This window comes from Pseudomonas artemisiae (assembly GCF_057128685.1).
In genome coordinates, this window is the sequence record NZ_JBSKHS010000006.1 from 59,268 (window position 1) to 81,307 (window position 22,040).

27 protein-coding genes and 6 pseudogenes are annotated in these 22,040 nt (G+C 55.5%); 13 read left to right on the forward strand and 20 right to left on the reverse strand.

Annotated elements, in window-relative coordinates:
- Positions 1-27 precede the first annotated feature (27 nt).
- The 3 genes and pseudogenes from ACWKV4_RS09340 (at position 28) to ACWKV4_RS09350 (ending at position 1,911) form a co-directional block, all read left to right on the forward strand.
- A complete protein-coding gene (locus ACWKV4_RS09340) occupies positions 28-477 on the forward strand; it encodes a structural protein P5 (RefSeq protein WP_483831793.1) in 450 nt (149 codons plus the stop codon).
- Positions 474-992: a lysis system i-spanin subunit Rz gene (locus tag ACWKV4_RS09345; protein ID WP_483831794.1), complete on the forward strand. Its 519-nt coding sequence runs from the start codon at positions 474-476 to the stop codon at positions 990-992. Before ACWKV4_RS09340 ends, ACWKV4_RS09345 begins: the two co-directional genes overlap by 4 nt.
- Before the next feature lie 148 nt (positions 993-1,140).
- Positions 1,141-1,911 (forward strand): annotated as a pseudogene (locus ACWKV4_RS09350) (DNA adenine methylase).
- A gap of 135 nt (positions 1,912-2,046) precedes the next feature.
- Here ACWKV4_RS09350 and ACWKV4_RS09355 read toward each other — a convergent pair.
- Positions 2,047-2,352, reverse strand: coding sequence for a hypothetical protein (locus ACWKV4_RS09355; RefSeq protein ID WP_483831795.1), 306 nt, complete (start codon positions 2,350-2,352; stop codon positions 2,047-2,049).
- Positions 2,353-2,758: 406 nt separating this feature from the next.
- Between ACWKV4_RS09355 and ACWKV4_RS09360 the strand changes: the two genes are divergently transcribed.
- A complete protein-coding gene (locus ACWKV4_RS09360) occupies positions 2,759-3,229 on the forward strand; it encodes a Panacea domain-containing protein (protein ID WP_483831796.1) in 471 nt (156 codons plus the stop codon).
- Entirely contained in the window at positions 3,226-3,786 is a 561-nt protein-coding gene (locus ACWKV4_RS09365) for a hypothetical protein (protein WP_483831797.1), read from the forward strand. Before ACWKV4_RS09360 ends, ACWKV4_RS09365 begins: the two co-directional genes overlap by 4 nt.
- 441 nt (positions 3,787-4,227) lie before the next feature.
- Here the strand turns inward: ACWKV4_RS09365 and ACWKV4_RS09370 are convergent.
- The 14 genes and pseudogenes from ACWKV4_RS09370 to ACWKV4_RS09435 form a co-directional block, all read right to left on the reverse strand.
- A protein-coding gene (locus ACWKV4_RS09370; protein ID WP_483831798.1) for an IS3 family transposase occupies positions 4,228-5,378 on the reverse strand; the annotation gives its coding sequence in 2 pieces (ribosomal slippage) (positions 4,228-5,144 and positions 5,144-5,378; 1,152 coding nt in all).
- A gap of 178 nt (positions 5,379-5,556) precedes the next feature.
- Positions 5,557-6,285: pseudogene (locus ACWKV4_RS09375) on the reverse strand (transposase); the annotation flags it as partial.
- 776 nt (positions 6,286-7,061) lie between these two features.
- Positions 7,062-7,280 carry a type II toxin-antitoxin system RelE/ParE family toxin gene (locus tag ACWKV4_RS09380; protein ID WP_483831927.1) on the reverse strand — a complete coding sequence of 73 codons (219 nt, stop codon included), beginning with the start codon at positions 7,278-7,280 and terminating at the stop codon, positions 7,062-7,064.
- A gap of 34 nt (positions 7,281-7,314) precedes the next feature.
- The gene (locus ACWKV4_RS09385; protein ID WP_483831799.1) at positions 7,315-7,578 is read right to left on the reverse strand and encodes a CopG family ribbon-helix-helix protein; all 264 of its coding nucleotides are present in this window, start codon (positions 7,576-7,578) and stop codon (positions 7,315-7,317) included.
- 13 nt (positions 7,579-7,591) lie between these two features.
- On the reverse strand, positions 7,592-8,059 hold the full coding sequence (locus ACWKV4_RS09390; RefSeq protein WP_483831800.1) for a phage baseplate assembly protein V: 468 nt from the start codon (positions 8,057-8,059) through the stop codon (positions 7,592-7,594).
- A 99-nt stretch (positions 8,060-8,158) separates the two neighbouring features.
- A complete protein-coding gene (locus ACWKV4_RS09395; protein WP_483831801.1) occupies positions 8,159-8,668 on the reverse strand; it encodes a GNAT family N-acetyltransferase in 510 nt (169 codons plus the stop codon).
- Between the two features lie 9 nt (positions 8,669-8,677).
- The gene (locus ACWKV4_RS09400) at positions 8,678-8,911 is read right to left on the reverse strand and encodes a hypothetical protein (protein WP_483831802.1); all 234 of its coding nucleotides are present in this window, start codon (positions 8,909-8,911) and stop codon (positions 8,678-8,680) included.
- 209 nt (positions 8,912-9,120) lie between these two features.
- A complete protein-coding gene (locus ACWKV4_RS09405; protein ID WP_483831803.1) occupies positions 9,121-9,603 on the reverse strand; it encodes a phage virion morphogenesis protein in 483 nt (160 codons plus the stop codon).
- A pseudogene (lysC, locus tag ACWKV4_RS09410) lies at positions 9,558-9,728 on the reverse strand (Rz1-like lysis system protein LysC); the annotation flags it as partial. The pseudogene lysC and the gene ACWKV4_RS09405, both read right to left, overlap by 46 nt.
- Positions 9,652-10,074: an Rz-like lysis system protein LysB gene (lysB, locus tag ACWKV4_RS09415; RefSeq protein ID WP_483831804.1), complete on the reverse strand. Its 423-nt coding sequence runs from the start codon at positions 10,072-10,074 to the stop codon at positions 9,652-9,654. The pseudogene lysC and the gene lysB, both read right to left, overlap by 77 nt.
- Complete coding sequence (locus ACWKV4_RS09420) at positions 10,071-10,868, reverse strand: N-acetylmuramidase domain-containing protein (RefSeq protein ID WP_483831805.1); 798 nt, start codon at positions 10,866-10,868, stop codon at positions 10,071-10,073. The genes lysB and ACWKV4_RS09420 overlap by 4 nt, the downstream gene beginning before the upstream one ends.
- Entirely contained in the window at positions 10,865-11,179 is a 315-nt protein-coding gene (locus tag ACWKV4_RS09425; protein WP_483831806.1) for a phage holin, lambda family, read from the reverse strand. The genes ACWKV4_RS09420 and ACWKV4_RS09425 overlap by 4 nt, the downstream gene beginning before the upstream one ends.
- Positions 11,180-11,205: 26 nt before the next feature.
- Positions 11,206-11,418 carry a tail protein X gene (locus ACWKV4_RS09430; protein WP_483831807.1) on the reverse strand — a complete coding sequence of 71 codons (213 nt, stop codon included), beginning with the start codon at positions 11,416-11,418 and terminating at the stop codon, positions 11,206-11,208.
- On the reverse strand, positions 11,419-11,880 hold the full coding sequence (locus ACWKV4_RS09435) for a head completion/stabilization protein (RefSeq protein WP_483831808.1): 462 nt from the start codon (positions 11,878-11,880) through the stop codon (positions 11,419-11,421). It lies immediately after the preceding gene.
- A gap of 159 nt (positions 11,881-12,039) precedes the next feature.
- On the opposite strand from ACWKV4_RS09435, the gene ACWKV4_RS09440 reads away from it, so the two are divergent.
- The 3 genes and pseudogenes from ACWKV4_RS09440 to ACWKV4_RS09450 all read left to right on the forward strand — a co-directional run bounded on the left by ACWKV4_RS09440 (position 12,040) and on the right by ACWKV4_RS09450 (position 12,794).
- Complete coding sequence (locus ACWKV4_RS09440; protein WP_483831809.1) at positions 12,040-12,156, forward strand: terminase gpP N-terminus-related DNA-binding protein; 117 nt, start codon at positions 12,040-12,042, stop codon at positions 12,154-12,156.
- Positions 12,152-12,223 (forward strand): annotated as a pseudogene (locus ACWKV4_RS09445) (terminase large subunit domain-containing protein); the annotation flags it as partial. The gene ACWKV4_RS09440 and the pseudogene ACWKV4_RS09445, both read left to right, overlap by 5 nt.
- A 278-nt stretch (positions 12,224-12,501) precedes the next feature.
- Positions 12,502-12,794, forward strand: a pseudogene (locus tag ACWKV4_RS09450) (Fis family transcriptional regulator).
- 78 nt (positions 12,795-12,872) lie between these two features.
- Here ACWKV4_RS09450 and ACWKV4_RS09455 read toward each other — a convergent pair.
- The 4 genes from ACWKV4_RS09455 to ACWKV4_RS09470 all read right to left on the reverse strand — a co-directional run bounded on the left by ACWKV4_RS09455 (position 12,873) and on the right by ACWKV4_RS09470 (position 17,411).
- Entirely contained in the window at positions 12,873-14,933 is a 2,061-nt protein-coding gene (locus tag ACWKV4_RS09455) for a calcium-binding protein (protein WP_483831810.1), read from the reverse strand.
- A 268-nt stretch (positions 14,934-15,201) separates the two neighbouring features.
- The gene (locus ACWKV4_RS09460) at positions 15,202-16,098 is read right to left on the reverse strand and encodes a tetratricopeptide repeat protein (protein WP_483831811.1); all 897 of its coding nucleotides are present in this window, start codon (positions 16,096-16,098) and stop codon (positions 15,202-15,204) included.
- Positions 16,099-16,306: 208 nt separating this feature from the next.
- Positions 16,307-16,780, reverse strand: coding sequence for a DUF2846 domain-containing protein (locus ACWKV4_RS09465; RefSeq protein ID WP_483831812.1), 474 nt, complete (start codon positions 16,778-16,780; stop codon positions 16,307-16,309).
- A gap of 25 nt (positions 16,781-16,805) precedes the next feature.
- Positions 16,806-17,411 carry a hypothetical protein gene (locus tag ACWKV4_RS09470; RefSeq protein WP_483831813.1) on the reverse strand — a complete coding sequence of 202 codons (606 nt, stop codon included), beginning with the start codon at positions 17,409-17,411 and terminating at the stop codon, positions 16,806-16,808.
- 570 nt (positions 17,412-17,981) lie between these two features.
- On the opposite strand from ACWKV4_RS09470, the gene ACWKV4_RS09475 reads away from it, so the two are divergent.
- From ACWKV4_RS09475 to ACWKV4_RS09490, 4 genes and pseudogenes are all read left to right on the forward strand, one after another.
- Positions 17,982-18,281: a hypothetical protein gene (locus ACWKV4_RS09475; RefSeq protein WP_483831814.1), complete on the forward strand. Its 300-nt coding sequence runs from the start codon at positions 17,982-17,984 to the stop codon at positions 18,279-18,281.
- Positions 18,282-18,478: 197 nt separating this feature from the next.
- Positions 18,479-18,598, forward strand: a pseudogene (locus ACWKV4_RS09480) (transposase); the annotation flags it as partial.
- 527 nt (positions 18,599-19,125) lie between these two features.
- Positions 19,126-19,611 carry a DUF2268 domain-containing putative Zn-dependent protease gene (locus ACWKV4_RS09485; protein WP_483831815.1) on the forward strand — a complete coding sequence of 162 codons (486 nt, stop codon included), beginning with the start codon at positions 19,126-19,128 and terminating at the stop codon, positions 19,609-19,611.
- 219 nt (positions 19,612-19,830) lie between these two features.
- Positions 19,831-20,463 (forward strand): LysE family translocator, encoded by a 633-nt coding sequence (locus tag ACWKV4_RS09490; protein WP_483831816.1) that lies wholly within the window; start codon positions 19,831-19,833, stop codon positions 20,461-20,463.
- A gap of 54 nt (positions 20,464-20,517) precedes the next feature.
- On the opposite strand, the gene ACWKV4_RS09495 is transcribed toward ACWKV4_RS09490, so the two are convergent.
- Positions 20,518-21,396, reverse strand: a complete 879-nt coding sequence (locus ACWKV4_RS09495) for a LysR family transcriptional regulator (protein WP_483831817.1) — start codon at positions 21,394-21,396, stop codon at positions 20,518-20,520.
- 144 nt (positions 21,397-21,540) lie between these two features.
- Here ACWKV4_RS09495 and ACWKV4_RS09500 point away from each other — a divergent pair, with 144 nt between their 5' ends.
- Complete coding sequence (locus ACWKV4_RS09500) at positions 21,541-21,966, forward strand: VOC family protein (RefSeq protein ID WP_483831818.1); 426 nt, start codon at positions 21,541-21,543, stop codon at positions 21,964-21,966.
- Positions 21,967-22,040 lie beyond the last annotated feature (74 nt).

Genomic DNA, 22,040 nt, shown 5'->3' on the forward strand with positions numbered 1-22,040 from the left:
CGGGTTTTTTTTCGCCTGGAGAAAACCATGGGCAAGCCCCCACGCGGAATTCGCAACAAGAACCCTGGAAATATCGACTTCAACCCCCGCAACGACTGGATCGGTCAATTGGGGCTCGAGCAAGGGGTGTTGAAACCACGCTTTGCGTGCTTCGACACCCATGAGAATAGCATTCGTGCCCTGGCCAAGCTGCTGCTCAACTACCGCGGAAAAGATGGCATGCCCAGCATTGGCGGCCCCGGTATCGATACTATGCGAGAAACCATCAGCCGTTGGGCCCCAGGCAGTGAGAACGATACGGAGGCCTATATTAGATATGTGGCCAACCGCCTGGGCGTGAGGTGTGAGGCGGTAATAGACGTGCGCCAGCTCGAAACCCTCCGCACGCTGGTGGAAGCCATCATTGAGCACGAAAACGGCAGTAACCCATACCCAAGTCAGGTGGTGGAGGAAGGGCTGCGCAGGGCGCTGACGTGAGCGCTTTGCCCGGTAAAGCGGCTGCGTACAGCGGCGGGCTTGTGGCGGCTGCTGCCTTGGGCTTTGCCATAGCCTGGTGCTGGCAAGCGAATGCCTACACCGCCCGCTTAGCCACTAAAACCGCCAACTTTGCCCAAGACCTGGGGATGATCGCTAACGCCAGCGCTGCACGATCTCGCCAAGCCCTGGAGGCGCAACAAAGAGCCCAGCAGCTGGCCGCCGAAAGCGATGCCAAACGTACCCAGGAGAAGGCCTATGCACTGGCTAAAAACGAACGCCTGCGCCGCGCTGTTGCTGATGGGGATCGCTGGCTGCGGATCGCAGGCACCTGCAGTAACGGTAGTGAGCGCATGCCCCAAGCCCCCGGCGCCGCCAGCCTGGGCGATGGCGCCACCATCGAACTCGCTCCAATTGCTAGACGCAACCTTTTCGATATCCGAGCCGGGATCATTGCCGACCAGGCAGCCCTGACCGCCCTGCAAGACTATATCCACTCGAGTTGCCCGCTACCTTAAAAAAAGGAGCGGCCAGGCCACATGTTGACGCATGCCTCCTGGCCGCCAAACCCGCAGAACACCCCTGCAAGTCCAGCCAAGGCTCCCTGCTCTGTACAAAGCCAGAGGAGCCTAGCACCTGTTGTTCTTCACAGAGAAGGCTTGCTATATGACTAACCCTTTCATCCCTTGGATGGGCGGCAAACGCCGTCTGGCCAAACATCTGCTCCCGCTGTTTCCCGCCCACGACTGCTACGTCGAAGCATTCGCCGGCAGCGCAGCGCTATTCTTCAAACGCCCAGAGCCCGCCAAAGTCGAGGTACTCAACGACCTCAATGGCGACCTGGTGTGCCTGTACCGCGTCGTGCAAAACCACCTCGAGGAATTCATCCGCCAGTTCAAATGGGCGCTTACGTCGCGGCAAATTTTCGAATGGCAAAAGATGACCCGCCCGGAAACCCTAACCGATATCCAGCGGGCAGCGCGCTTCTTCTACCTGCAGCATCACGCTTTTGGCGCTAAGGCCACCGGGCAGACGTTCGGCACGTCCACGGTGGGCAGGCCCATCAACCTCATGCGCATCGAAGAGACCCTATCCGTCGCCTGGCAGCGGCTTGCCGGGACCTATATCGAAAATCTGCCATGGCTACAGTGCGCGGAAAAATAGGACCGTAGCCACACCTTCCATTATATGGACCCGCCTTACTGGAAGACTCAGGGGTATGGTCAGGGCTTCGGGTTGGACCAGTATGAGTTGATTGCTGAATTCATGAGGGCAGCGAAGGGCAGGGTGCTGCTTAGCATCAATGACCATCCGGATATCCGAGCGGTCTTTCGGGGGGTTCGATATGCGGAGTTTAGTATTCGCTATAGCACCACCAATCAGCGGCAGCGCCTGGCTGAGACGACAGGCGAGCTTGCGGTTATGAATTGGGGTTAGTGTTCTCGCTTCGGTTTGTAGCTGCTGGTAAGACTCCTTTTGCCTGCTGTGACTAAGCGGTGTCCCACGCCGGTCAGCAAAAGATTTAGCTTCGCTGGCACTCCTGTTACCCCACGGGGCGGTCGAAAGAATGCTTCAAAGGTCGTTCGGATACTCCTGTGCCAACGAATGGAAATTTTTGTACACCCATTGCGTCACGGTTGCGCGACTAGGCGAGGTCGATTTGAAATGCTCCTTGATCATCCATTCGGCCATCATCCGTTCTTCGCGCGTGAAATCGAGCCCACTTGGCCACTTGAGTGAGTTCAAGTAGGGCAGCATTTCATAGCCTTGGCTTCGGCTCAGGTGATGGGCGTCCTGCTTCGTTTTTGTTGGGTCATCCCCTTTACCTGCTTTCCACACGTAGGTGAATCGAAGGTCCTTACGGGTGAGTCTGGACATGGTCGTCGCTCCTTGAATTGCGTCAAGGATCAACGCGTAGCGGTTGCTAGCCTATGAGGTCGAATCTGAAACGATCAAGTCCGGGCCTGCTGGAACGTTTTCACTACGGCGGGCGGCAAGCTACCGATGAGGTGGAATGAACCGTAAGCTGACCACTTTCTGGCTTACGTGCCGTGTTGGCGTCTAACATTGTTCTATTCTCACGATCCGTGCATTCTAAGGATCTGTGGATTTTGTGAGTTGTAACTGAATCTATAGATACTGGTCATGCATACAGTATTATGGTAGGATGACCTTACCTATCGAATGTGTGCAGCTGTGTCAAGGAAAAAATTGACAGTTGGTCTTGAATTAGGCAGACTCGCGCCTCATTTTCATACGGCGGATTTACTAGGGAGGGCAAATTATGAGTAAAGATGCACGCGCTGTTGCCCAGCAAGTCCTTAACGAGTGCCGGGCTGCAGGAGACCAAGCCGTTACCCCTATGCAGCTTTTAAAGCTTGTCTATATTGCTCACGGATATATGCTCGCTAGGCATGGAGTTCCGCTCATTAATGAGCCTGTCCAGGCTTGGCAATATGGGCCAGTTGTCCGTAGCGTTTATAACGCAGTTAGAGATTTTCGGTCATCGCCGGTGACAAATGTTCCTAATGCTCCTCCAACTGCCTTCACGCAGAACGAACTTGCAGTCATCAGAGAAGTATCTCAGATTTATGGTAAAGCTGACGGCGTAACATTGTCGGCGGCTACACACCGTCCTGGTACACCTTGGAGCGTGACCTGGAACAACCAAGGGCAAAATGCTGTGATTTCCAATGATATGATTGAGGGATTCTATCGCTGGATTTTGGCCCAACCGACTCATTCAATGCTATGAGCCAGTTTGGGGGAGGTGAGAATTCTCCAGAGCGTTTTTCAAGCGCCTTTCAGCCTCTCCCATCCTCCGATGATTCGCCATTGTTGGACCCTGTCCTTGCAAACGAAGCAGAGGCCTTTGCGGAAAACGTCAACCAAGCAAGAAGCGAATTCAAGCCACCGCCTGTCTCATCTGAATCTCCACTTTTAGATAAGACCATTGCCAATGAGCTTCAGGCCTTCGCAAACGACGAAGACCAGGCTCGAAAGCGGAAGCGGGACGACGACATTCATGGGATGAGGATGTCCCATTCTTGGATGCTACTCGCTTTAGCTATTTTATGGATATTTGTAGTTTTAATGGTTGTGCTTTTACAAGGTTTTGGTAAATGGTTTACGCCGCTCTGGGGTGGTTTTAATTACATAAGTTTCAAACTCTCAGATTCTGTTGTGGTGGCTTTTATCACATCAACAACTGCAACCGTATTGGGCTTGTATTGCATTTCGGCGTACTGGTTGTATGGAAAGCCAAAGCAGGACTCCAAGCTAAATAGTGATATGAATGATAAATCCAGCTAGATTAATTAGCATTTCATTGCTGAGTATTTTATATAAAATTTAAAGCCGTGGAAAAATATGCAAATAGGTGCACTTATAGACAGACATAACCTCCCGCATTGAATGCGGTCCATCTGCTAAGCCTATAATGCAATAATTCTTAAGCTGCAATGCGCAAAGTGCTGGAGATTGGAGTTGCCTAGCCGTACGGGTGCACCTTAACTGCAGAGAAGAGGATCGGTTCCAAAACTCAATACGGGAACCGCACTAGAATGCGGCCTGTAGCTAGGCGGTATCACAAAAGTTTCGGAATCGAAAAACACCTCAAAGCTCCGTCATCTCAAGATTTCAAAATCGGTCTTGAAAACCGCCGACGGGCGACTATCCTAGAGTTCGAATCTCTACGCCTCCGCCATATTCAAACCCCTGAGAAATCAGGGGTTTTGAATCGCCCCCAGTTTCCTAGACACTCTCCAAGCTCAGAAAATAACGTTTCTCATACTCTACCGGCGATAGCTGCATAGCACTACTGTGTCGGCGTTTAGGGTTATAGAACATCTCGATGTAATCGAAAATATCACTTCGGGCTTCATCACGCGTCGCGTAGATTTTTCGTCGGATTCGCTCCCGCTTCAACAGCTGGAAAAAGCTCTCGGCTACGGCATTGTCGTGGCAGTTTCCTCGCCGACTCATACTGCTAATCACGTTGTTGGCCTTCAAGAAACTTTGCCAATCTGAGCTACTGAACTGGCTACCTTGGTCTGAGTGAATCATCACTTGCTGCTGTGGCTTGCGTCGCCACACGGCCATCAGCATGGCGTCGATGGCCAGGTCGCTGCACATCCTGGGCTTCATTGACCAACCGATGACTTGTCGAGAGAACAGATCCAGCACTACCGCCAGGTACAGCCACCCTTCATACGTGCGGATGTAGGTAATATCGGTCACCCAGACCTTGTTCGGCTCACTGACCTTGAACTGCCGGGCAAGGTGATTAGGCGAGGCCACTGTTGGCTTTGCGCCATAAAACCCTGGACGCCGTCGATAACCTGTTTGCGAACGCAGCCCCTGCGCCTGCATCAAACGTCCTACCCGATTTCGCCCGCAGCGCTCACCCAGTTCTCGAAGGTCATCGTAAATTTTGCGATAGCCATACACACCTGCGCTTTCCAGCCAGGCATGTTTGATCAAGCCCAGTAGACGTTGATCTTCTTTTGCTCGGGTAGCGTGAGGCTCGGCGAGCCAAGCGTAGTAGCCGCTGGGATGCACCTTGAGGGTTTGGCACAGGCGACGCACCGGGTAATCAGTCGAGTGCTTCTTGATAAAAGCGTACTTCAGCCGCACTCCTTGGCAAAGTACGCGGCGGCCTTTTTTAAGATGTCTCGCTCTTCGGTCACGCGCTTGAGTTCAGCGCGAAGCTGACGCAGCTCGGCTTGCTGATCATCGTCTTGCTGACGCTGATCTTGGGGCTTGCTGTAGAGCTTGATCCAGGCGTAAAGGCTGTGCACGGACATGCCCAAGCGCTGAGCCACATCAGCGACAGGTTTGCCTTTCTCGGTCACTTGCTTGACCGCTTCGATTTTGAATTCTTCGGGGTAACGCTGACGACTCATGGCACCTCCTATTTGGGCCTCATTATGAGGCTTGGAGGTGTCTACGAAACCAGGGGCGATTCATTTTTGCGTTTTTGGGGGTGGACGATTTTGGTCCTGCCACGCCCTGAATCGGCAACACGACCACTACACACTGCGCGAAACTGAAAAGCTATTAGAGGAGTGGGAACGGTGGCGAATGGCCGCGATACCCCTCGAGCGGGCGCAGCGGCACGGCCTGCGCGCGGCTGGTGTCGTAGTCGAAGGTATAACGGGCGTGTCGGGTGGCCCGCCGGCCCGCACCCACATCCAGGATTGTGCCGCTGGGTCGCGCGTCGGTTCGTAGAGGACCTGCAGGGGGCGCCGCAGTGGAGCACCGCGCTTTCCAGCAGCCTGTCGCGCAGCAGGTTCAGCAGCGGCTGGAATTGCCCGCCGCATTGAATCACCTAGCACGCCAGGGTTTGCCGGGAAATATCAATACCGTGGCGATTCAAGACGTTTTCGAAGCGGTACAACGGCAGACCGTAGGCGTATTTGGTGGTCAGCAACATGGCCAATACGCTGGAGCTGGCCAGGCTCTTTTCGGTTACCTGGGCGGGTTTGTCGGCGGTGACCGGGGCGCTTTCGCAGCCTTCGCAGACGTAGGTCTTGCGAATGTGGCGCAACACGCGAATCTGCATCGGCCCGATATCCAGTTGTTCGCTGGTTTATCCACCGATGACCTGCCTGCGGCAACTACAGGCGCAGATAAGTTCGTATTCAGGCAGTTCGTGAACGATTTCGATACGAGGCACGTTGGCTGGCAGGGCTTGCGCTTGCCACGGCGCTTGGTGGGGGCAACGACTTCTTCTTCGTCGGCATCGGCTTCAGCAGCAGGCGCGTCGAGTACGTGCTCGGCTTCCTGCGGCAAATGGCTGATCACTGTTTGCCAAAGTACGAACTCGACGATGGGCCGCTGACAGACGAAAAAATTGAAGCTATTCGGGCCGCCAGCGCTGCTACAGGTATTCCCGAAGAACGCGCTACTAAAAGGCTTTTTTGAACGATGGCGGTGTTTCAGCGACCAAGTTCGATCTCAACCGTACGGTCAAACTTTACTTCGATGCCAATTGGTTCAGTGCTGCCCCCGGCGTGCACATCAACGCTCCGCTTCCAAAAATAGGGTCCCTCCACGCCAGCTACATGCGAGCGGCGGGTGCTGCGTACAAGCACGTTACTTGATTCAGATCACCAGCCGTTCCATTCACTGGGCGATACTCTAGTCGCTGCCGTGGGAGCGTCAGCACTGTGATGGCGTTTTTCCTAGTCCGTTTGACGTCATCAGAGCCCCAGCCGCGAACGTGGTTGGGGCTTTTTTGTGGGCGCTGATCCACCGATTATTTGAAGAGGTGTTCATGCCATATGGCATCGATGAACTGCAGTCGGGCATCCGCTACCTGACAGATGCGGGCGAGGCCGGTCGGCGTTCGCTGGATGGCGTAGTCGGCCCACTCAATGGCGCCATTGGAGACGCGACCGGGGCCGCGGCCCAGCTTGAGGATTTGCCTTTGTGGGCCCACAGGTGGGCGCCAAACTGCAACGCCTACTCCGGGGGCTCAACGCGGCCCAGGCGCGGGTCAATGGCGTGGTGAATATTTACAACCAAGCCTCTAGGGTGATTACCGGTGTAGACGAGCACACAGCCGTGCCAACGGCTCAGCCAGGTTACCAGTCATTTAGTCTTTCACTATGCTGGTGCAGGATCCGGAGTACTTCAGCTCTGTCTCCTTTAACCCGATACGCTGCCAGGAAGGGGTACTGACTTGGAATAAGCTCACGGCTATCTGGCAAACGGCCGGGCCGGCCAGCGTGGGGGAAGGTTTCCAGCATTTCGAGTGTTTCGATAATACTGAGTACCGCGGCGACCCCGCCTGCTGGCCCCATCTTCACGGAGTAATGCTCATTAATCGCGTCCAGATCACTTTCCGCGTTCAGTGTCAGATAAAGCTTCAGCACGTTTCACCCACTTATGCTTGATAGTCTCGAGGTCCTTGAGATTTCCTGCATCGGCTTGTGCAATTCCTTCTGCGATAGCCTCTACGTGCCACGCCTCGTCCTCAAGATAGCGGGCGACGGCGCGTTTGAGATGGTATTGGCGATCCCTGTCGGTAGCGGCTGCTAACGCATCAAGACGCGAGATGAAATCCGGTTCAACCCGGAAGGACAACACGGGTGCTGCCATAGAATTCTCCTGGCTAATGGCGTATACGCCACTGAGAACTCTCATGGCGACTGTATACGATGTTTACAATAGAATTTAGCGTACACAGATGACTAAGCGTTTTCCAGCCTGGCGTTAGCTGGAGGGTAGCGGTCAGGCTGTGGCTATCGGTGTCGTACTGAATAACGGCGCCGTCCCGGTACTGGCGCAGGTGAAGCGACGGCGATTCACTCGGCGCGGGGAAGCGGTGGTTGAACAGGCCGACTAGCACGAATCCACAAGCGGTACGCCCACCCGGGGCGATGACAATGCATTGCTCGTTCAGGCTAGGCAGGTCCCATACCCGATCTTCTCCGGCGCGGGGCTGGAAGAACGGCAGCCAAGCCGTGACCAGGCCACCGGTGGCGACCCGACAACGGGCAGCCTTGGCATCCAGCGCGGCGACGGTGCCTGCACGGATAAGGTTTTCTAAAGCGCGGTTGAGTTCGGTGATGGGGTCCATGGGCCGATGGTGGCCTAGACCGCAGAAGAGTGCATCGAGCGGGAGGTAATCCCTGTGCTTACAGACCCCATCTAAGATCCCGCACGCAACTATGTAAGTTTAAGCCTGCGCGTTGAATAGCTGGATCAGGGTCGTCGTGGAGAGTACCAGCCGTAGCGGGTTATTAACGGAGGGTATGAACCCTAGTTTGGCATGGTAGTAATCGGCAGCCTGTTCATCTTTCGCGTCCACTACCACAAAAGCGACCCCCGACTGCTGGGAGATCAGGTAAACACGCCTAAAGAAATCGGCCATCAACCGCTGACCTAGCCCTTGGCCTTGCATGCTTTGATCAACTGCCAGGCGGCTTAGTAAGACTGCGGGCATCGGGTATCGAGGTAGCTTCTTCTTCTGCGCTTCGCTGAGTTCGTTCAGGGCTACGGAGGCATTAGCCAACGTGTAGTAGCCGCGCAATGCACCGTCTTCGAGGTACATGAACGTACGCGACACATTGCGCTTTTCGTCCTGCCCGGCCTGCTGGGCGATATAAGTGCTGAGGGCCGGATGCGCCTTGCAATCAAAGGTGGTGCGATCAATCGTTTTATCGAAAGCGACCGTGATGAACTCCATCGACTGCCCTTAGCGTAGGGTAAGCAGATTGCGGAGCCCTTCTGTAGGCTCTGGGGGATTGTCCAGCAACTGGTACGCGGTGTCAGCATCAAGCACGGTCATGCCTTCGGTATCGAGGCTAGTCACGTTCTCTTCATGAGCCACCGAGCGAACGGCCAGGGCAGCTACCACCTTTTTAAGTTCGGCTAGCTCGCGCTCGACCTGAGTAAGGTGCGGCGCACGCGTAGAACGGGAAGTCGACACGCTGCTGCTCAGGGCGCTCGAGGCGATACTTTTAGAAGCATGCCGCTCAATTACTGCGTCTGCGCTTGACAGGAAAGCGCTGGCCTTGATCTTTCCGCTGTGAACGAAGAGCAATGTCTTTTTGCCGGCGGTTTGCCGCGTTGGTTTGTGTTCAGATGATTTCACGGTATGCCTCCCGGTGTGCGCACACTTTACCACAGGGGTCGGCGCTATAAACCAAGATGCTCGATCAGCGCATCACGAACCTGATTAAGCTCCGCTTCGGTCAGCCCAAGCAATTGCCGAGTCGGATAAGCCACCTGTGCCTGCCCCGGTGCGGGCCGGTCGTGCAGGCCGAGCTGGTGGACCCGTGCGATGCGTGAAGCTCGGCCACCAAAGCCCACCGTCACGGCGGTATCGCTGGCGGTGAACTTTAGGTGCCGCGCGAGGCGTAGCCTGGTGAACATCTGCCGCTTGATGCGGCCTTTGCGTCGGTGCAGACGAGGTTTGGGCTTGCGGCGTTCATAGGGGCTGCCGTCGGGGTTACGCTGTGCCTGGATGCGGGCCTGTTGGCCTTTGTGCAGGTCGCGGGCTACGCGCCTGAGTAGCTGTTGCCGGGCGCTGGGCGTTAAGCGGTTGAGTAAGCTGCTGGCCCAGTCTTCGAGTGCTACTGCCCCTGGTAGTCGACGATGGCGTCTACCTGGGCGGCGCACCGGGCCCAGTCAGCTTCAGCGGCATTAAGGGCGGCTTGTAGATCGCCGTTACTGTTCGGCGCGGCTGGGCTCAGTGTGCAGCGCACCACGGCCGGACAGCCAGTCTCGATAAGCATTGGCGCCGGTGAGGGTGGGGCGCTGGTGCAACCGGCGAGCAACGTCAGGCAAAGGCTGGCTAGCCCAGTGGGCCAATTGGGCGTTGTCATGTTTAAGCTCCTCGATCAGACGTTGGCGCTGGGCCGCCAGTTGGGCCAGGTGGTCTTGTTGCTGGCGCAGTTTTAGTTGTGCACTGCGCTCGCGCTGCAGGCTTTCCCAGAGGGTGTCGATGGCAGCTGCGCTAAGGCGTTGAGCCTCTTCGGCGGCTTGCACCTGGGCCTGGGCGGCTTGGCGCTCAAGGAAGCCCAGGCGCAGCGAGAGCCCGACCGCTAGCAGCAGAGCCAGCCCCCAAAGCGCCTGGCGCAGCAGGCTCACGCTGCCACCTCCAGCGCTTGGGCGTGGCGTTCATAGGCCCGTGCTAGCTTGGCGTCGTAGAGGTTGCGGCGGTAGGCGGGGCCGTTGTAGCCCTCGGCGAAGGCCGCCCAGCGCTTGGCCTTTAGCGCTTTGTGCAGGGCTGGGTCTGCTTCCACGGAGCGTAGGAAGGCTTCGAACTGTGCGGCTTCGTGTTCGGCCATCGCCTCGGTAAAGGCGACGACGTTGGCATAGCCCAAACGCTCGGCGTGATACCCCATCACTTGAAAAGCGCCCCAGCTGGCAGCCTCCAGCGCCAGGTCACCTACAAGGTTCCTGGCCAGTGCTAGGCGGGTATGTTCGCCTTCGCCGCCCCCGTATCCGCCAGGTACCGGGTTAACTAAGCTGGGGTGCTGGGCCGCCAAGCTATTGCGCAGTGGCGTTTGCAGGCGTCGGTGTAGCACATGCCTTTCGAAGAGCACCTTGGGTTTGCCGTTGGGTAAGAAGCCCATGCCTAGGCTTTCGACCTCGTTCACCGCCAACATGGCGGCCAGCTCCACGCCAAGCCGTTTGGCGCCCTTGGCTAATACCCCTTGGCTGAGCAACCGCGACAGGTCGAAACCGGCAAGGGCAGCCTGGGTTTTCTCGCCCGCAATCCCGTCGGCCACCAGCCCGCGGCTGAGCTGATAGGCCTGTATGGCCGCTTGGGTCGCGTCGTCGAACAACCCGGTGACCACAACGGCCATGCCGACCTGGTTAAGGCGCTGCTGCAACTGCTGCACGGCAAGGCCACGGTGGCCGTGGCGCAGCGAACTCATGCTTTATCGGCCTGGCGAATGAAGAGGCGCAAGGCGAGGGCGCGCACGGCTTCCACCCCCAGCAGGCCGATCATGCCGCCAAAGAAGGGCCCGGCAGAACTGGCGATGCCCAGCATTTCCAACCCGGAGCTGCCTGCCAGGGCAATGGTGCCGCACAGCAGCGACTCCAGTAAGGTGCGGCGCCAGGAGCCACCGCCGTAGACCACGCGCAGGGCAGCGATCACCCCAGCAAGCAAGCCCACATAGGCGGTGGGCCAATGTTGTTGCAGCCAGGCAGCGAGCCAGGCCCAGGTATCGGGTTTGTCAGGCATGGGGGGTGTCCTTTTCGATAAGGGGTTCAGGTCCATAGCTGTATCTGCTCCTTGCGTTCAGCCAGCGGCGCGGCGTCGGGTAGTTCCACCAAGGTCCCATGGGGTAAGGTGGCGCCGTGGTCGGCCAGGCCGGGGTTGGTGGCCAATACTTGCTCAACCATGCCTGCGGTGCGCCCGTAGGCACGCCAACAGAGGGCGTCTACGGTGTCGCCTTGCTGGGCTCGCACGCGCCGAGCCATCTAGATCAGTTCCACGGTCATATGGCCTTGGCCCAGCAGGTCGCGCACGGCGTAGCGGTAGTCGCGGCGGTACTCGTCCACGGTGGGGGTCAGAGCTTCGGCGCGCTGTGCGCCATCGCCGGTGCTGTCATAACCCCGGTAGCGCTCGCAAAGCTCCGCACCAGCGGCGCAATACACGGCGCGGCGGTACAGCAGTACCCACTCGCTGTGCTCGCCCATGTGCTCGGCGGGAACATCCTCAAGGGTGGCGTAGCCCTCGGCGCGGTAGCGGTTTTTCAGCGGGCGCAGTTCCCGGTTAAGGTTCAGCATGGCGGTCAGCACGGCTTGCTCCAGGCGCACGGCGGGTACGCTGCCGTCCAGGCGCAGCACGGCCGTGACGTCCTTGGAATGGATATCCGGCCAGAAGCCGTCGTTGTCTACGGTGTTACCGGCCACAGGGCCGGCGGCGATAAAGCCACTCATGGGGGCCTCCCTAGATCGGCGGTGGCCGGGGTCCTCAACGCAGTGTTGGGAGCATGGTCGTCAGGGCAGGGCGCGGGGGCAACGCGCGGCAACTGTGGAGGGCGCAGGTACAACCTGGCGGGCTACGGGTTCGCGTGCTGGGCAGGCAGCATCGCCACCATGACGGCACTTGATCAAGCCCCTGTTCGCGACGACCGCCGCCAAGCCAAGTTCCTGTATTGGACCGGCCTGCGCGTGTGCGCCATCGCCGAGTTGCTGGGCCTGAACGAAAATTAAAAGTCGGCAGATCGGCGCGACTTTTTACTTTGCCCGCGAGGCCTTGGTCGATGCGTTGGTAACGGGCCCTCGATATTTAGGTCCCCGGTAAAGATGATCGTGCAGAGCAACGTCGACAATCCTGACACGCTGGCCCCCACCTGTAACGGAAGTTGAAGGACATTGCCGCATAGTTCAAACACGACGAGGAGGGTGCTCGGTTATATGACGCGCCGCATGTTTAGCCCTCGCTGGGAGTACCTTTTTGGTACGCTAGGCCGCATGAGCAGTGAAGGCCCATACTAACGGTAAGGTCGAACCTCGACATTGCCCGGCGGCGTAAGGCCCGCTACAGAGGTAGGGTATATGAATAAGCATATGGGTTCTGATTTCGACGACTTCCTCGCAAAACGAGGTATCAGCGAAGAGGTGTCCGCGGTCGCGCTCAAGCGCGTGATCGCCTGGCAACTGGAAACCTTGATGAAAGCACAAAAGCTTTCCAAGAAAGCTTTGGCTGAGCGTATGCATACCAGCCGTACTGCGGTGGCCCGGGCGCTAGATCAGAATGACCTCGGCATAACCTAGCGACCCTGGCGAGCGCCGCGTGGGCATTGGGGCAGCGAGTTAAGGTGCGGCTAGTGCCGTGTGAGATGCTGTAAAGCCCCAACCGCAAACATGGTTGGGGTTTTCATGGCTCTTTATCCGTTGATTGTTTCAGAAGGTCGTTCCAACCCCTATTAACCCACCACATGCCCCTGATCAACCTCTGCCGCCACCCCTATCAACCCCACCTGATCACCGCCGGCAAACACCACGCTGCGGTCATCAAGGCTTTCTCTCCAGTCACCACTGATCGCCACCTGAAACTTATGCCCTTGGGCATCTGCTTCCACATCCTGCAAATAGGTACGGTCCAGGTTGCTGTTGTAAGCCACTTTGAGGGTGGTACCGGTACCATCGCCGAAGCCGGTGTACCCCAACTGTGCCACATCGATCTTGTCGTCTACCGTAAAGCGCTCGATCAGGTCGACGAAGCTCTGGGTGGCGGTGCGGTAGCTGTCCTCGGTTGAGGTGTAGCGGAAGATATCGTCGTTCTGGTGGTTGTCGGTCCATAGGGAGATGTCGGTTCTGTCGCCCCCGTCGAGGTGGTCTGCGCCAGCGCCACCGATGATTACATCCGCGCCAGCGCCGCCGTTGATGCGGTCATTGCCGCCCAGGCCGTAGATGATTTCCGATAAGGCAGAGCCTGTAATCGTGTCTTTGTCAGAGGTACCTCCAAGGGTAGGGGGGGTGAACACCAGGTTGCCAGTGTTCAATTGGCCCACCAGGTTGCCGTCCAGGGCCAGTTCGAAGCGTTGCCCGGAGGCATCGGCGTCGTAGCTTTTAAGGTAGGTGCGGCTACCATCAGCACTGCCTTGCACGGCCAGGGTGCCGTCTTGGCCATCGCCGATGCCGGTGAAGCCCAGGCCGATCAGGTCGATACGGTCATGGACGGCGTCGAAGTCCTGAATGCGGTCACTGCCGTTCTGGAGCGCGGTGCGGTAACTGTCGCTGAGGGCGTTGAAGCGGAAGATGTCTGCGCCAGCGCCGCCTTGCAGCAGGTCGCGGCCGCCATTGCCCTGGAGCACGTCATCGCCCGCCAGGCCATGAATCACCTCAGCAGCATCAGTGCCCTTCAGGATTTCTTCGCCGGTGTAGCCGTCGATATGCAGCTTACCGTCGTGGCTGCCGAAACCGGTATCCACGCTGCCGTCAGCATTGAAGCGGATGACGCTGAAATCGCCGTTGGTAGTCCCCGTGGCGAGAATTTTGCCATTGGCCTGTACGGTCAACGCCATAGGGGTGTCGGTTTCGAAGGTTACTTTGCCGTTGTCGCCGAAACTTTTATCGAAAGAGCCGTCCGTATTAAGCCGCACCAGGTTGGCCTGGGTATCCTGGTTGCCGTGGCCCATCACGATGATCTTGCCGTCGGCCTGCACGGTAAGCACGGAGTCGTCGCCGAACCCCATGGCAGCGTCTAAATAGAGATAACCCTTGTTACCAAACCGGGTATCCGCTTGACCGTCCGCGTCGAAGCGCTGGAGGGTGAAGGTGCGATTGTCCCCGCCAACAGGGCTGTATGCGCCCCCGAACACAAACCCGCCGTCTGCCTGCACAGCGGTGGAAACGTCGCCGGTGTAGTAGTCGTCCATGGAGATGGTAACGGTCAGTGTGCCTTTATCGCCAAAGCTGTCGACCAAGGTACCGTCATCGCCAATCTTGGCCACTGTGGCCTCGTCAAATCCGCGGGCGCTGATCTGGAAGGTCCCATCTGTGTTAGCCGTGAGGTCAAAGCCTGTGAAGTCGTGGCTGATATCGATTGCAATAGCGCCTTTTTGACCAAAACCAAGGTCCCGCGTCCCGTCGCTGTTAAAGCGCTCCACCTGTATGCCGGTTTTCTGTTCCGTGGCGACCAGCACCTTGCCGTCGGCTTGCACCGCCGTGAGTTCATAGCGCGAAGCGGGGGCTATCGCCGCAGGCACGATGTCCACGCCCCCATCATTGAAGCGGGTGTCCAGGCTACCGTCTGCGTTCAGGCGGATAACCGAGTGATTCTGCTCGTAGCCATAGCTCTCCTCACCGGCGGCGCCGGGGTAACCCCATGCCAGGTACTGGGTATACCCTCCCAGCAGGATCTTGCCGTCGGGTTGAATAACAATGCTTTGGTTGTCGTCAAACTGGCCGGTGAGGTCCACCTGTACCGTACTTGGGCCGGTTCTAACGGTATGGGTGCTTGCAGTGCTATTGGCGGTTGTCATGGGGTAATCCTTTAAGGGGATGAGCCCATCACGTTAGTCGAGGTATATGGATTTGCACGCTGCTTCAAAGGTGGGGTTGGGCGTGGCGGATGGGTGGTTTTGAGGGCAGCTGGTTCGCGGCTAAAAAATTTAGAAGCCAGCGCCGAAAATTTCTGATTTCTGTCCCCCCAACAACCCTTAACTGGCAAACGCGCGATAATGTGGGGGTTGATGATGATAAGATTTTTCGAAATCTCAACAAGCCGCAAATGGGTTCTATTAGACCTGGTTACAGTGCATAGGGATCGACTTCGTAAATTACGTTTAGCGCTTTTGCAGGAGGCTCCAGCAAAGGTTCGTAATCAAACCTATATCCAGAGAGCACTTTGTTTAGTCGACTATCAAAAGTTTCATTGCCAGAACTTTGTAATATTTTAATGATAGCAATTAAGGTGCCCTCAGTGTACCTAATCTGGATTTTGGCAAGCTGGGGATTCAGAGCCCTTGGATCTGGTCCGAGCAAGAATTGACGCTGAGCAGCGAGTCTATTAAATAAGGATTTTTCTACTTGGCCAATCCAGATATCTTCATAAAGTGATTTCTGTGAATCATTTAATTGAATGCCACGTGCCTGAAGGCGGTGGATGCCTTCCAAAGCCCTATCATCCCGCCCCAAGGCTTTTAGATAAAATTCCACAGCGCCAGGTAAGTCTATAGCGCCGCCTTTTCCAAACTCCAAAAGTTGGGCTAACCGGATAGAGCTTTCATGATTTTTGGTGGTATTAAATGACTCTAAGTAGTAATCTCGAGCAGCTTCGAAATTTACAGGGCCACCTATTCCATCCTCCGCCATTCGTCCAAGATAAAAATACGCTATTCCTTCGTTTTGAGCCGCCTCAAGATAAAGTGCCTTGGCATGGTAAGTGTCTTGTTTGATGCCAATTCCCCGCTCGTAAGAATAGCCTAGATAGAGCTTGCAGGTTGTGTTTCCGCGCTCGGCAGTCTTAATCAGATACTGAACATTGTTAATCTGAGAAAGGGCTGCGTAGGCCCGCAGGCACAGGATATCCTCGATTTGCTGAGCAGATAGATTTGTGTTCTCACTTGAAGAGGGAGACTGGCATCCAGTTAGAAAGTAGGCTAGCGTCAGAATCAGAATCAAGATCTTCGCGGCGCTACTTTTCATTGGCGATAGCCCTTCAAGGCATGAAAGAGTTTGTGGAAAGGTAAATATACGGCTTCTGTTGTAGTGAGTATTATTTTACATTTAATTCGGCAGCCAAAGCCTTGAGGTTTTATAAAAAATACTCAATTGGAAAATGCATACGGTCTGCCACCCTCTGGGTAATGGAAATGATGCTAGTTCACCCCCAGCGGGATAAGCCGACACCATTTCATTGCTTCTGTGGCTTGACCAGCCGGTACATGGGCATACCGGGAAAAAACTCCTCTCCACTGAAACGAGCGTCCTCGACGGCACCTAGTGTCCTGCCATCTGCAAATGGAGATTCCCCAACTTCATGGCTTATGAAGTAGGCCATGCCTTTTTGAAGATTGATTTCAAATGCGGTATTTTTCATTGTGCTGAGAATTGGAGGAGAGGTGGACTCTATTTTGTAATGACCAGCAGGTAGCACGACAGAAAAATAACCGCCAGCGACCAAGAAAGCCGTAGGCTTGCCATTGATCGTTATTTTGGGCGCAACAGATCCGTACATGGTAGTGTTGTTCCTATAGAAATAAAGGGTAGCCTGATCAGTCACCACGGGTAGGGCGCCTGTGAAGAAAGGACGCCCCTCAAGTGATGGTCCCGTGCAGCCGCCAAGCAAGACGATTAACGCGATCCAGAATATAGCCCTTAATTTCACTTTCGTAATTCCTATTACTTGCGGTTTAAAATGGATTGCAAATCCCTTTGCCGTGATCCTTCGCATCGGAGCTAGGCCAAGGAAGGAAAGCGCTTTGCGGCGTTATATTAGTGATATTGTATCGCTCAAGTACAGGGTACTTAACTTTCAGTATGTTTATAGAGTTATCATGGTTGATATTTGAGAGGCAGTAAGTTAATGCGTTGACATACAGGTCGCCTATGTATGCTATTTCTCCCGGCTTAACCGTAAATATAACAGGTGTAGGCCGTGGGATTGATGTTCCAAAGTAGAACTTGTAGCGCCAGCTTTTTATTTCATACTGGCCCGCTGGGACCTCGTACATGAATAAATTGCCAAGAAGATTAGGTGACGGCGTATCGTCTTCAACCCCAAGCGTTTGTAGCTGAATAGAGCTTGTAGGTTCGGATACCTTGACTACAGAAACCTGCAGCCCATGGGGCTGGGTAAGATAGCCCTCCACTATCGTGCCTATCAGGACGGCCTTGGTAGGATCAGGAGGACGATTCCCCTCATAACGAGGCGTAGTTGTCTCGCAGCCAGACAGTATTAAACCTGCTGCGAGGATTCCTATACAAGAAAACCTATATTGACTAGCTTTCCTTATCATTGAAAACTCCATAATTACAATGTTTCTAGGTGCGCATGATCGGGACTGTAATTCTTTAGTGGTGCTGCGCGTCCCTGCATGCGTGTTTGCTACTGATCAGGTCGGGTTGCAAGACTGAAGATCTATAAGGTGCGAAAAATAGTCGCTGCGCTAAGGCGTTGCAACAAAATATTTTGAAGGCCAGCAACAGTATTGGTCTACGTAGTTTATGCCTCGCTCAAACAGGTCTTGTCGTGGACGACATCGTCAAGCCAGTTCGCCATTTTTCTGCACAAGAGAATAGCACGCTCGGCCGCGTGCACGGCTATGGCTGAAGCTATCAGTCACAGGCTTGAGAAAGATCTGACGTAACGTGGATTTTTTCCTAAAGCTTTCCGTTATCCCGACGATAACGATGGCGAGAAGAGGCAATGCGTTCTATTCCTATGCAGCGTGAGAGCGGACACCCTGATTGCGGGTTATAAGCACAAAGGCCCTATGCACCCATGCTAGTCGGCGCATGAGATGATTTGTCTTAGTATGTATTTGAAAAACTGAATGTCGGATTTCGTAAAAAACATGGAGTACGTCGTGACCGCAGTAGCAATGGTACCACAGAAGCGAAAAGTTAAATTTTCCCTCGCCTTAGGGATTTTGATTTTCCCTTCAATATTTGGCTGGTTTTTGTTTAGGAAAGGACACTCCACTCTGGCGCGCGTGCTTGGGTTTCCATGGTTAGCGCTTGGTTTGATGAATACTTCATTTTTTGGCTATTGTGCCTTCCAGGCTTTTGATAGCTACAAGCACAAGGCTGTAATCAGTTCAGTGCAGACCTCGGCTTTTCAAGGCTCAGCCCAATTTTTATTATCCAATATTGAAAATAATGCATAGGATTTTTATCGTGGTTCAGTCAGGGGTAATGAAAAGCTTAGGGATCGATTTCTTCGTCATGCTCTAGCTTTTCTGGATTTAAGGAAAGCCCAGCGCCACGCTGAATCGCCCCTGGTTTCGTAGACACCTTCAAGCCTCATGATGAGGCCCAAATAGGAGGTGCCATGAGCCGTCAGCGCTAACCCGAAGAATTCAGGATCGAAGCCGTCAAGCAAGTGACCGAGAAAGGCAAATCTGTTGCCGATGTTGCTAAGCGCTTGGGCATTTCCGTGCACAGCCTTTACGCCTGGATCAAGCTCTACAGCAAGCCCCAAGAGCATGCTCTGGTTATCGTCGAACTGGCCCGTGAGGTCCACCTGAACGGTGCCCGGGTCCGTTCTAACGGTATGAGTGCTCACAGTGCTCACAGTGCTATTAGAGGCTGTCATGGGGTAATCCTTTAAGGGGATGAGCCCATCACGTTAGTCGAGGTATATGGATTTGCACGCTGCTTCAAGGGTCGTGGTGGGGGTGGTTTTTAGCTATGTGGCACAGCGCGCGAATCTGTTGCGTCTCAAAGAAGGTTTATTCCGAACCCAACATCAACCGCGTTATACCTCTGACTATCAGCCAATAAACTGCTACGAAGCGTTGACGCTAACAGCGCATGTATCATGTACCAGCAACGCCAGTTTTGGTCGAAGTAGACACGCGTCGGAAAGCTGGCACGGCAATGCTGCCTCGTCAGGCAAAGCGTGATAACAAGGAGCGATACGAATGGCACCGCTTAATATCCATTTTATCGACGCGCGCGGTTCGCTTGCCGACCAATGTCGCTGGCTTCGCACCTGTCTGTTAGAGACGTATGAAAGACAATCGCAGTGATGCCTCTGCGCCCGCTGGATGTGGTCGTAAAAGCAGGCAGCCGTGTTATTCCAGAAAAGGGCATCTTCGCTATGCGCCTGAACCAGGGCTTATTTTTATAACCGTTGACCCTGCCAGCGATAGCTTCATCGCCAATGAAGACGTTTCCCTTGAGCGTATGTTTGCCCATGAGCTTCATCATGCTGGCCATTGGGATGGGCCCGGCTATGGACCGTCATTGGGCGAAGCGCTTGTTTCGGAAGGCTTGGCGGGCACTTTTGCCCAACAGCTTTGTAGTGGTTTACCCGAACCATGGGAGCGGCTGGAAATGTCTGCCATTAGCTGCCACGCTGCGCTCGCAGCCACCTATTGGCATCGAACAGATTATGGTCATGAGGCCTGGTTTTTCGGTGCTGGCAGCCTCCCCAGGTGGTTAGGCTATTCCCTAGGGTTTCAGCTCGTTAAGCGCTTTCCTGGTAGAGCATAACGGCAGCAGCCCTTCGAGCCTTGTGACCTGCGATGCACAGGCGTTTCGCGGCATGCTCCCGCTTATTCAAAGCAGCCAGGCGTGACTGCGAAGGTGATTAGGCCTAAGGGGGTGCCAAAGCAGCCCCGCATTAATTCACTTGGAAGGCGATAGGGCTTATGAAACCCTGGCCGGGGACGGTTGGTTAGGTATTAAAGGACTTTCTATGGCTTTTCATCTATGGATTACATTCAGCTTGGCCTACCTGGCGACAACCTTGTCCCCTGGCCCAAACGTACTATTGGTCGTGCGAAACGCGCTACGTTATGGGCCTTCAGCCATCGCGGAACACTACTAGGTAACCTCGGCGCGCAGTTGCTGGTGACCAGCGGCGTGGCGCTTGGCGTAGGGGCGATGCTCGTTGCTATTCCTACAGCATTTCTGGTTTTAAAAGTCGCAGGGGCCGGGTACCTGATTTACCTCGGGCTGCGCCAACTGTTTAGCCGCGCGCACACCGCTCAACCGAAGAATGCGTTGGCCGCCTCTGCGTCCTCCTCGAATTGGAGCGTAGGTACAGAAGCCTTTTTAGTATCGGTCAGTAACCCCAAGACGCTGATTTTCCTCTGTGCTTTTTTGCCTCAATTCCTTGATCATGATCGCCCCATTTTAGGGCAGTTCATGGTGATGTACGTGACCGTCGCGGCGATCGTTGTGATCGTCCATTCGGCTTACTGCTATGCGGCGTCCCGTTTCAGCAAGCGCCTCGCCGCTGCTCGCTGGGTTTCATCTTTGAAGCGCATTACGGGTGCGCTTTTTATTGGTTTGGGTGTTCGTTTACTGAATACCAAAGCGTTAGGGGCAAGCCCGCTTTAATAGGCGGCAGGGTGCTAACTGAGCCTGCAGACGCTTACGAAGCTATCACCCCCGTCAAAGCTGCAGAGCAAACCCCTCAATCACCCCAGCCAACACCATAACCGGCTCATTCACCGTGCGCTTGACCGAATGCACCAGCCCGATATCTCGGTAAAAGGTGTGCTCACCAAGGTCCAGGGCCCGCACCCCTGGGGGCCATGCCTTATGCCCCAAGGTTTCTGGCACCAGCGCCACGCCCACGCCCACGCCATTGCCTACCAGTTTTGCGATGGCTTCAAGCTCATCCAGCTCGCACACCTCCTGGGGACTCAGGTGCAGTGTGCGTAGAAAGCGATCAACCTGCCGCCCGCCGAAGGACGCTCGGTCGTACCGAATAAACGGCTGGGACGTGATCAGGCCCTGCCAATCGTCATTGGGGGCTTTTTTAGGCACCAGCAGCCGATAAGGCTCCCTTGCCAGCGGCACCCATTTGAGGTCGCTCTGGAGCGAGAAGGCAGGGTGGATGATCACCGCCAGCTCGATCTCGCCAGCATCCACTTGATCCAGCAGCTCCATGGATAACCCTGGCAATACCCGTGTACGAAAATTCGGGCACTGGCGGCAGAAGGCTGCCAATGCGCCGGGCAGCAGCCTGCGTTGGATGGAGGCGATAGCGCCCATGGTTACGAGCTGGGGTGCTTGGGTTTGGGGGGTAAAGGAGCCGAGGTTGTTGTAGAGCTTGACCATCTCCTGGGCTTGAAGAAGCGTCTGGTGGCCGATGGGATTAAGTACCGCGTTGCGCCCGGTGCGGTCGAACAGTTCCAGCCCCAATTCAGCCTCTAGCCGCGCGATTTGGGCGCTGACGGCCGCTTGGGTCAGGCCGATCTTTTGCGCCGCAGCGGCAAAGGTGCCTTCGCGGGCAACCGCGATCAGGGTTTTGAGTTCGCGGATCATTGATAAAAATCTCTTGTATAAACCAAAAAAATATATTGTTTTTTTTGTTTATGGGCCAGCCCTATGATGAGGCCACGGGGTCGGGCGCTGGAGTTGATCCAGCGGGCCCGGAGCCTCGTTAAAACGACAAGACTGGAGCCTGCGATGAGCCTTTCTCCGTTTCACCTTGCAATCCCCGTTTACGACTTGCCCGCTGCACGCTCCTTCTACGGTGAAACCTTTGGTTTGGCGGAAGGGCGCTCCAGCGAACACTGGGTCGATTTCGATTTCTATGGCCACCAGCTGGTGATTCATGAGCACCCGAAAACCGCTAGCCAAGAAGCCGTACACACCAACGCCGTGGATGGCCACGATGTACCGGTGCCGCACTTCGGCATCATTCTGGGTTGGCAGGAATGGGAAGCCCTTGCCGACCGGCTCAAGGCCCGCGCAACCAAGTTTGTGATCGAGCCCTATGTGCGCTTCCAGGGCCAGGTAGGGGAACAGGCGACCATGTTCTTGTTCGACCCGTGCGGCAACGCGCTGGAATTCAAAGCCTTCAAGGACATGAGCCAACTGTTTGCCAAATAATCCAACAGGCGGCACGACACTCGGTTTGCCCTGTGCAAACGCATAAACAGGCGGCTTACGCCCCTTACTAATAA

Coding starts and splice junctions, on each gene's coding strand:
- ACWKV4_RS09360 (WP_483831796.1), top strand. CDS start 2,759: ATGAGTAAAGATGCACGCGCTGTTGCCCAGCAAGTCCTTAACGAGTGC.
- ACWKV4_RS09455 (WP_483831810.1), bottom strand. CDS start 14,933: ATGACAACCGCCAATAGCACTGCAAGCACCCATACCGTTAGAACCGGC.
- ACWKV4_RS09470 (WP_483831813.1), bottom strand. CDS start 17,411: ATGATAAGGAAAGCTAGTCAATATAGGTTTTCTTGTATAGGAATCCTC.
- ACWKV4_RS09425 (WP_483831806.1), bottom strand. CDS start 11,179: ATGCCTGACAAACCCGATACCTGGGCCTGGCTCGCTGCCTGGCTGCAA.
- ACWKV4_RS09395 (WP_483831801.1), bottom strand. CDS start 8,668: ATGGAGTTCATCACGGTCGCTTTCGATAAAACGATTGATCGCACCACC.
- ACWKV4_RS09355 (WP_483831795.1), bottom strand. CDS start 2,352: ATGTCCAGACTCACCCGTAAGGACCTTCGATTCACCTACGTGTGGAAA.
- ACWKV4_RS09435 (WP_483831808.1), bottom strand. CDS start 11,880: ATGAGTGGCTTTATCGCCGCCGGCCCTGTGGCCGGTAACACCGTAGAC.
- ACWKV4_RS09385 (WP_483831799.1), bottom strand. CDS start 7,578: ATGGCAGCACCCGTGTTGTCCTTCCGGGTTGAACCGGATTTCATCTCG.
- ACWKV4_RS09440 (WP_483831809.1), top strand. CDS start 12,040: ATGACGGCACTTGATCAAGCCCCTGTTCGCGACGACCGCCGCCAAGCC.
- ACWKV4_RS09340 (WP_483831793.1), top strand. CDS start 28: ATGGGCAAGCCCCCACGCGGAATTCGCAACAAGAACCCTGGAAATATC.
- ACWKV4_RS09495 (WP_483831817.1), bottom strand. CDS start 21,396: ATGATCCGCGAACTCAAAACCCTGATCGCGGTTGCCCGCGAAGGCACC.
- ACWKV4_RS09380 (WP_483831927.1), bottom strand. CDS start 7,280: ATGGGGCCAGCAGGCGGGGTCGCCGCGGTACTCAGTATTATCGAAACA.
- ACWKV4_RS09420 (WP_483831805.1), bottom strand. CDS start 10,868: ATGAGTTCGCTGCGCCACGGCCACCGTGGCCTTGCCGTGCAGCAGTTG.
- ACWKV4_RS09390 (WP_483831800.1), bottom strand. CDS start 8,059: ATGGACCCCATCACCGAACTCAACCGCGCTTTAGAAAACCTTATCCGT.
- ACWKV4_RS09365 (WP_483831797.1), top strand. CDS start 3,226: ATGAGCCAGTTTGGGGGAGGTGAGAATTCTCCAGAGCGTTTTTCAAGC.
- ACWKV4_RS09430 (WP_483831807.1), bottom strand. CDS start 11,418: ATGGCTCGGCGCGTGCGAGCCCAGCAAGGCGACACCGTAGACGCCCTC.
- ACWKV4_RS09500 (WP_483831818.1), top strand. CDS start 21,541: ATGAGCCTTTCTCCGTTTCACCTTGCAATCCCCGTTTACGACTTGCCC.
- ACWKV4_RS09460 (WP_483831811.1), bottom strand. CDS start 16,098: ATGAAAAGTAGCGCCGCGAAGATCTTGATTCTGATTCTGACGCTAGCC.
- ACWKV4_RS09485 (WP_483831815.1), top strand. CDS start 19,126: ATGAAAGACAATCGCAGTGATGCCTCTGCGCCCGCTGGATGTGGTCGT.
- ACWKV4_RS09490 (WP_483831816.1), top strand. CDS start 19,831: ATGGATTACATTCAGCTTGGCCTACCTGGCGACAACCTTGTCCCCTGG.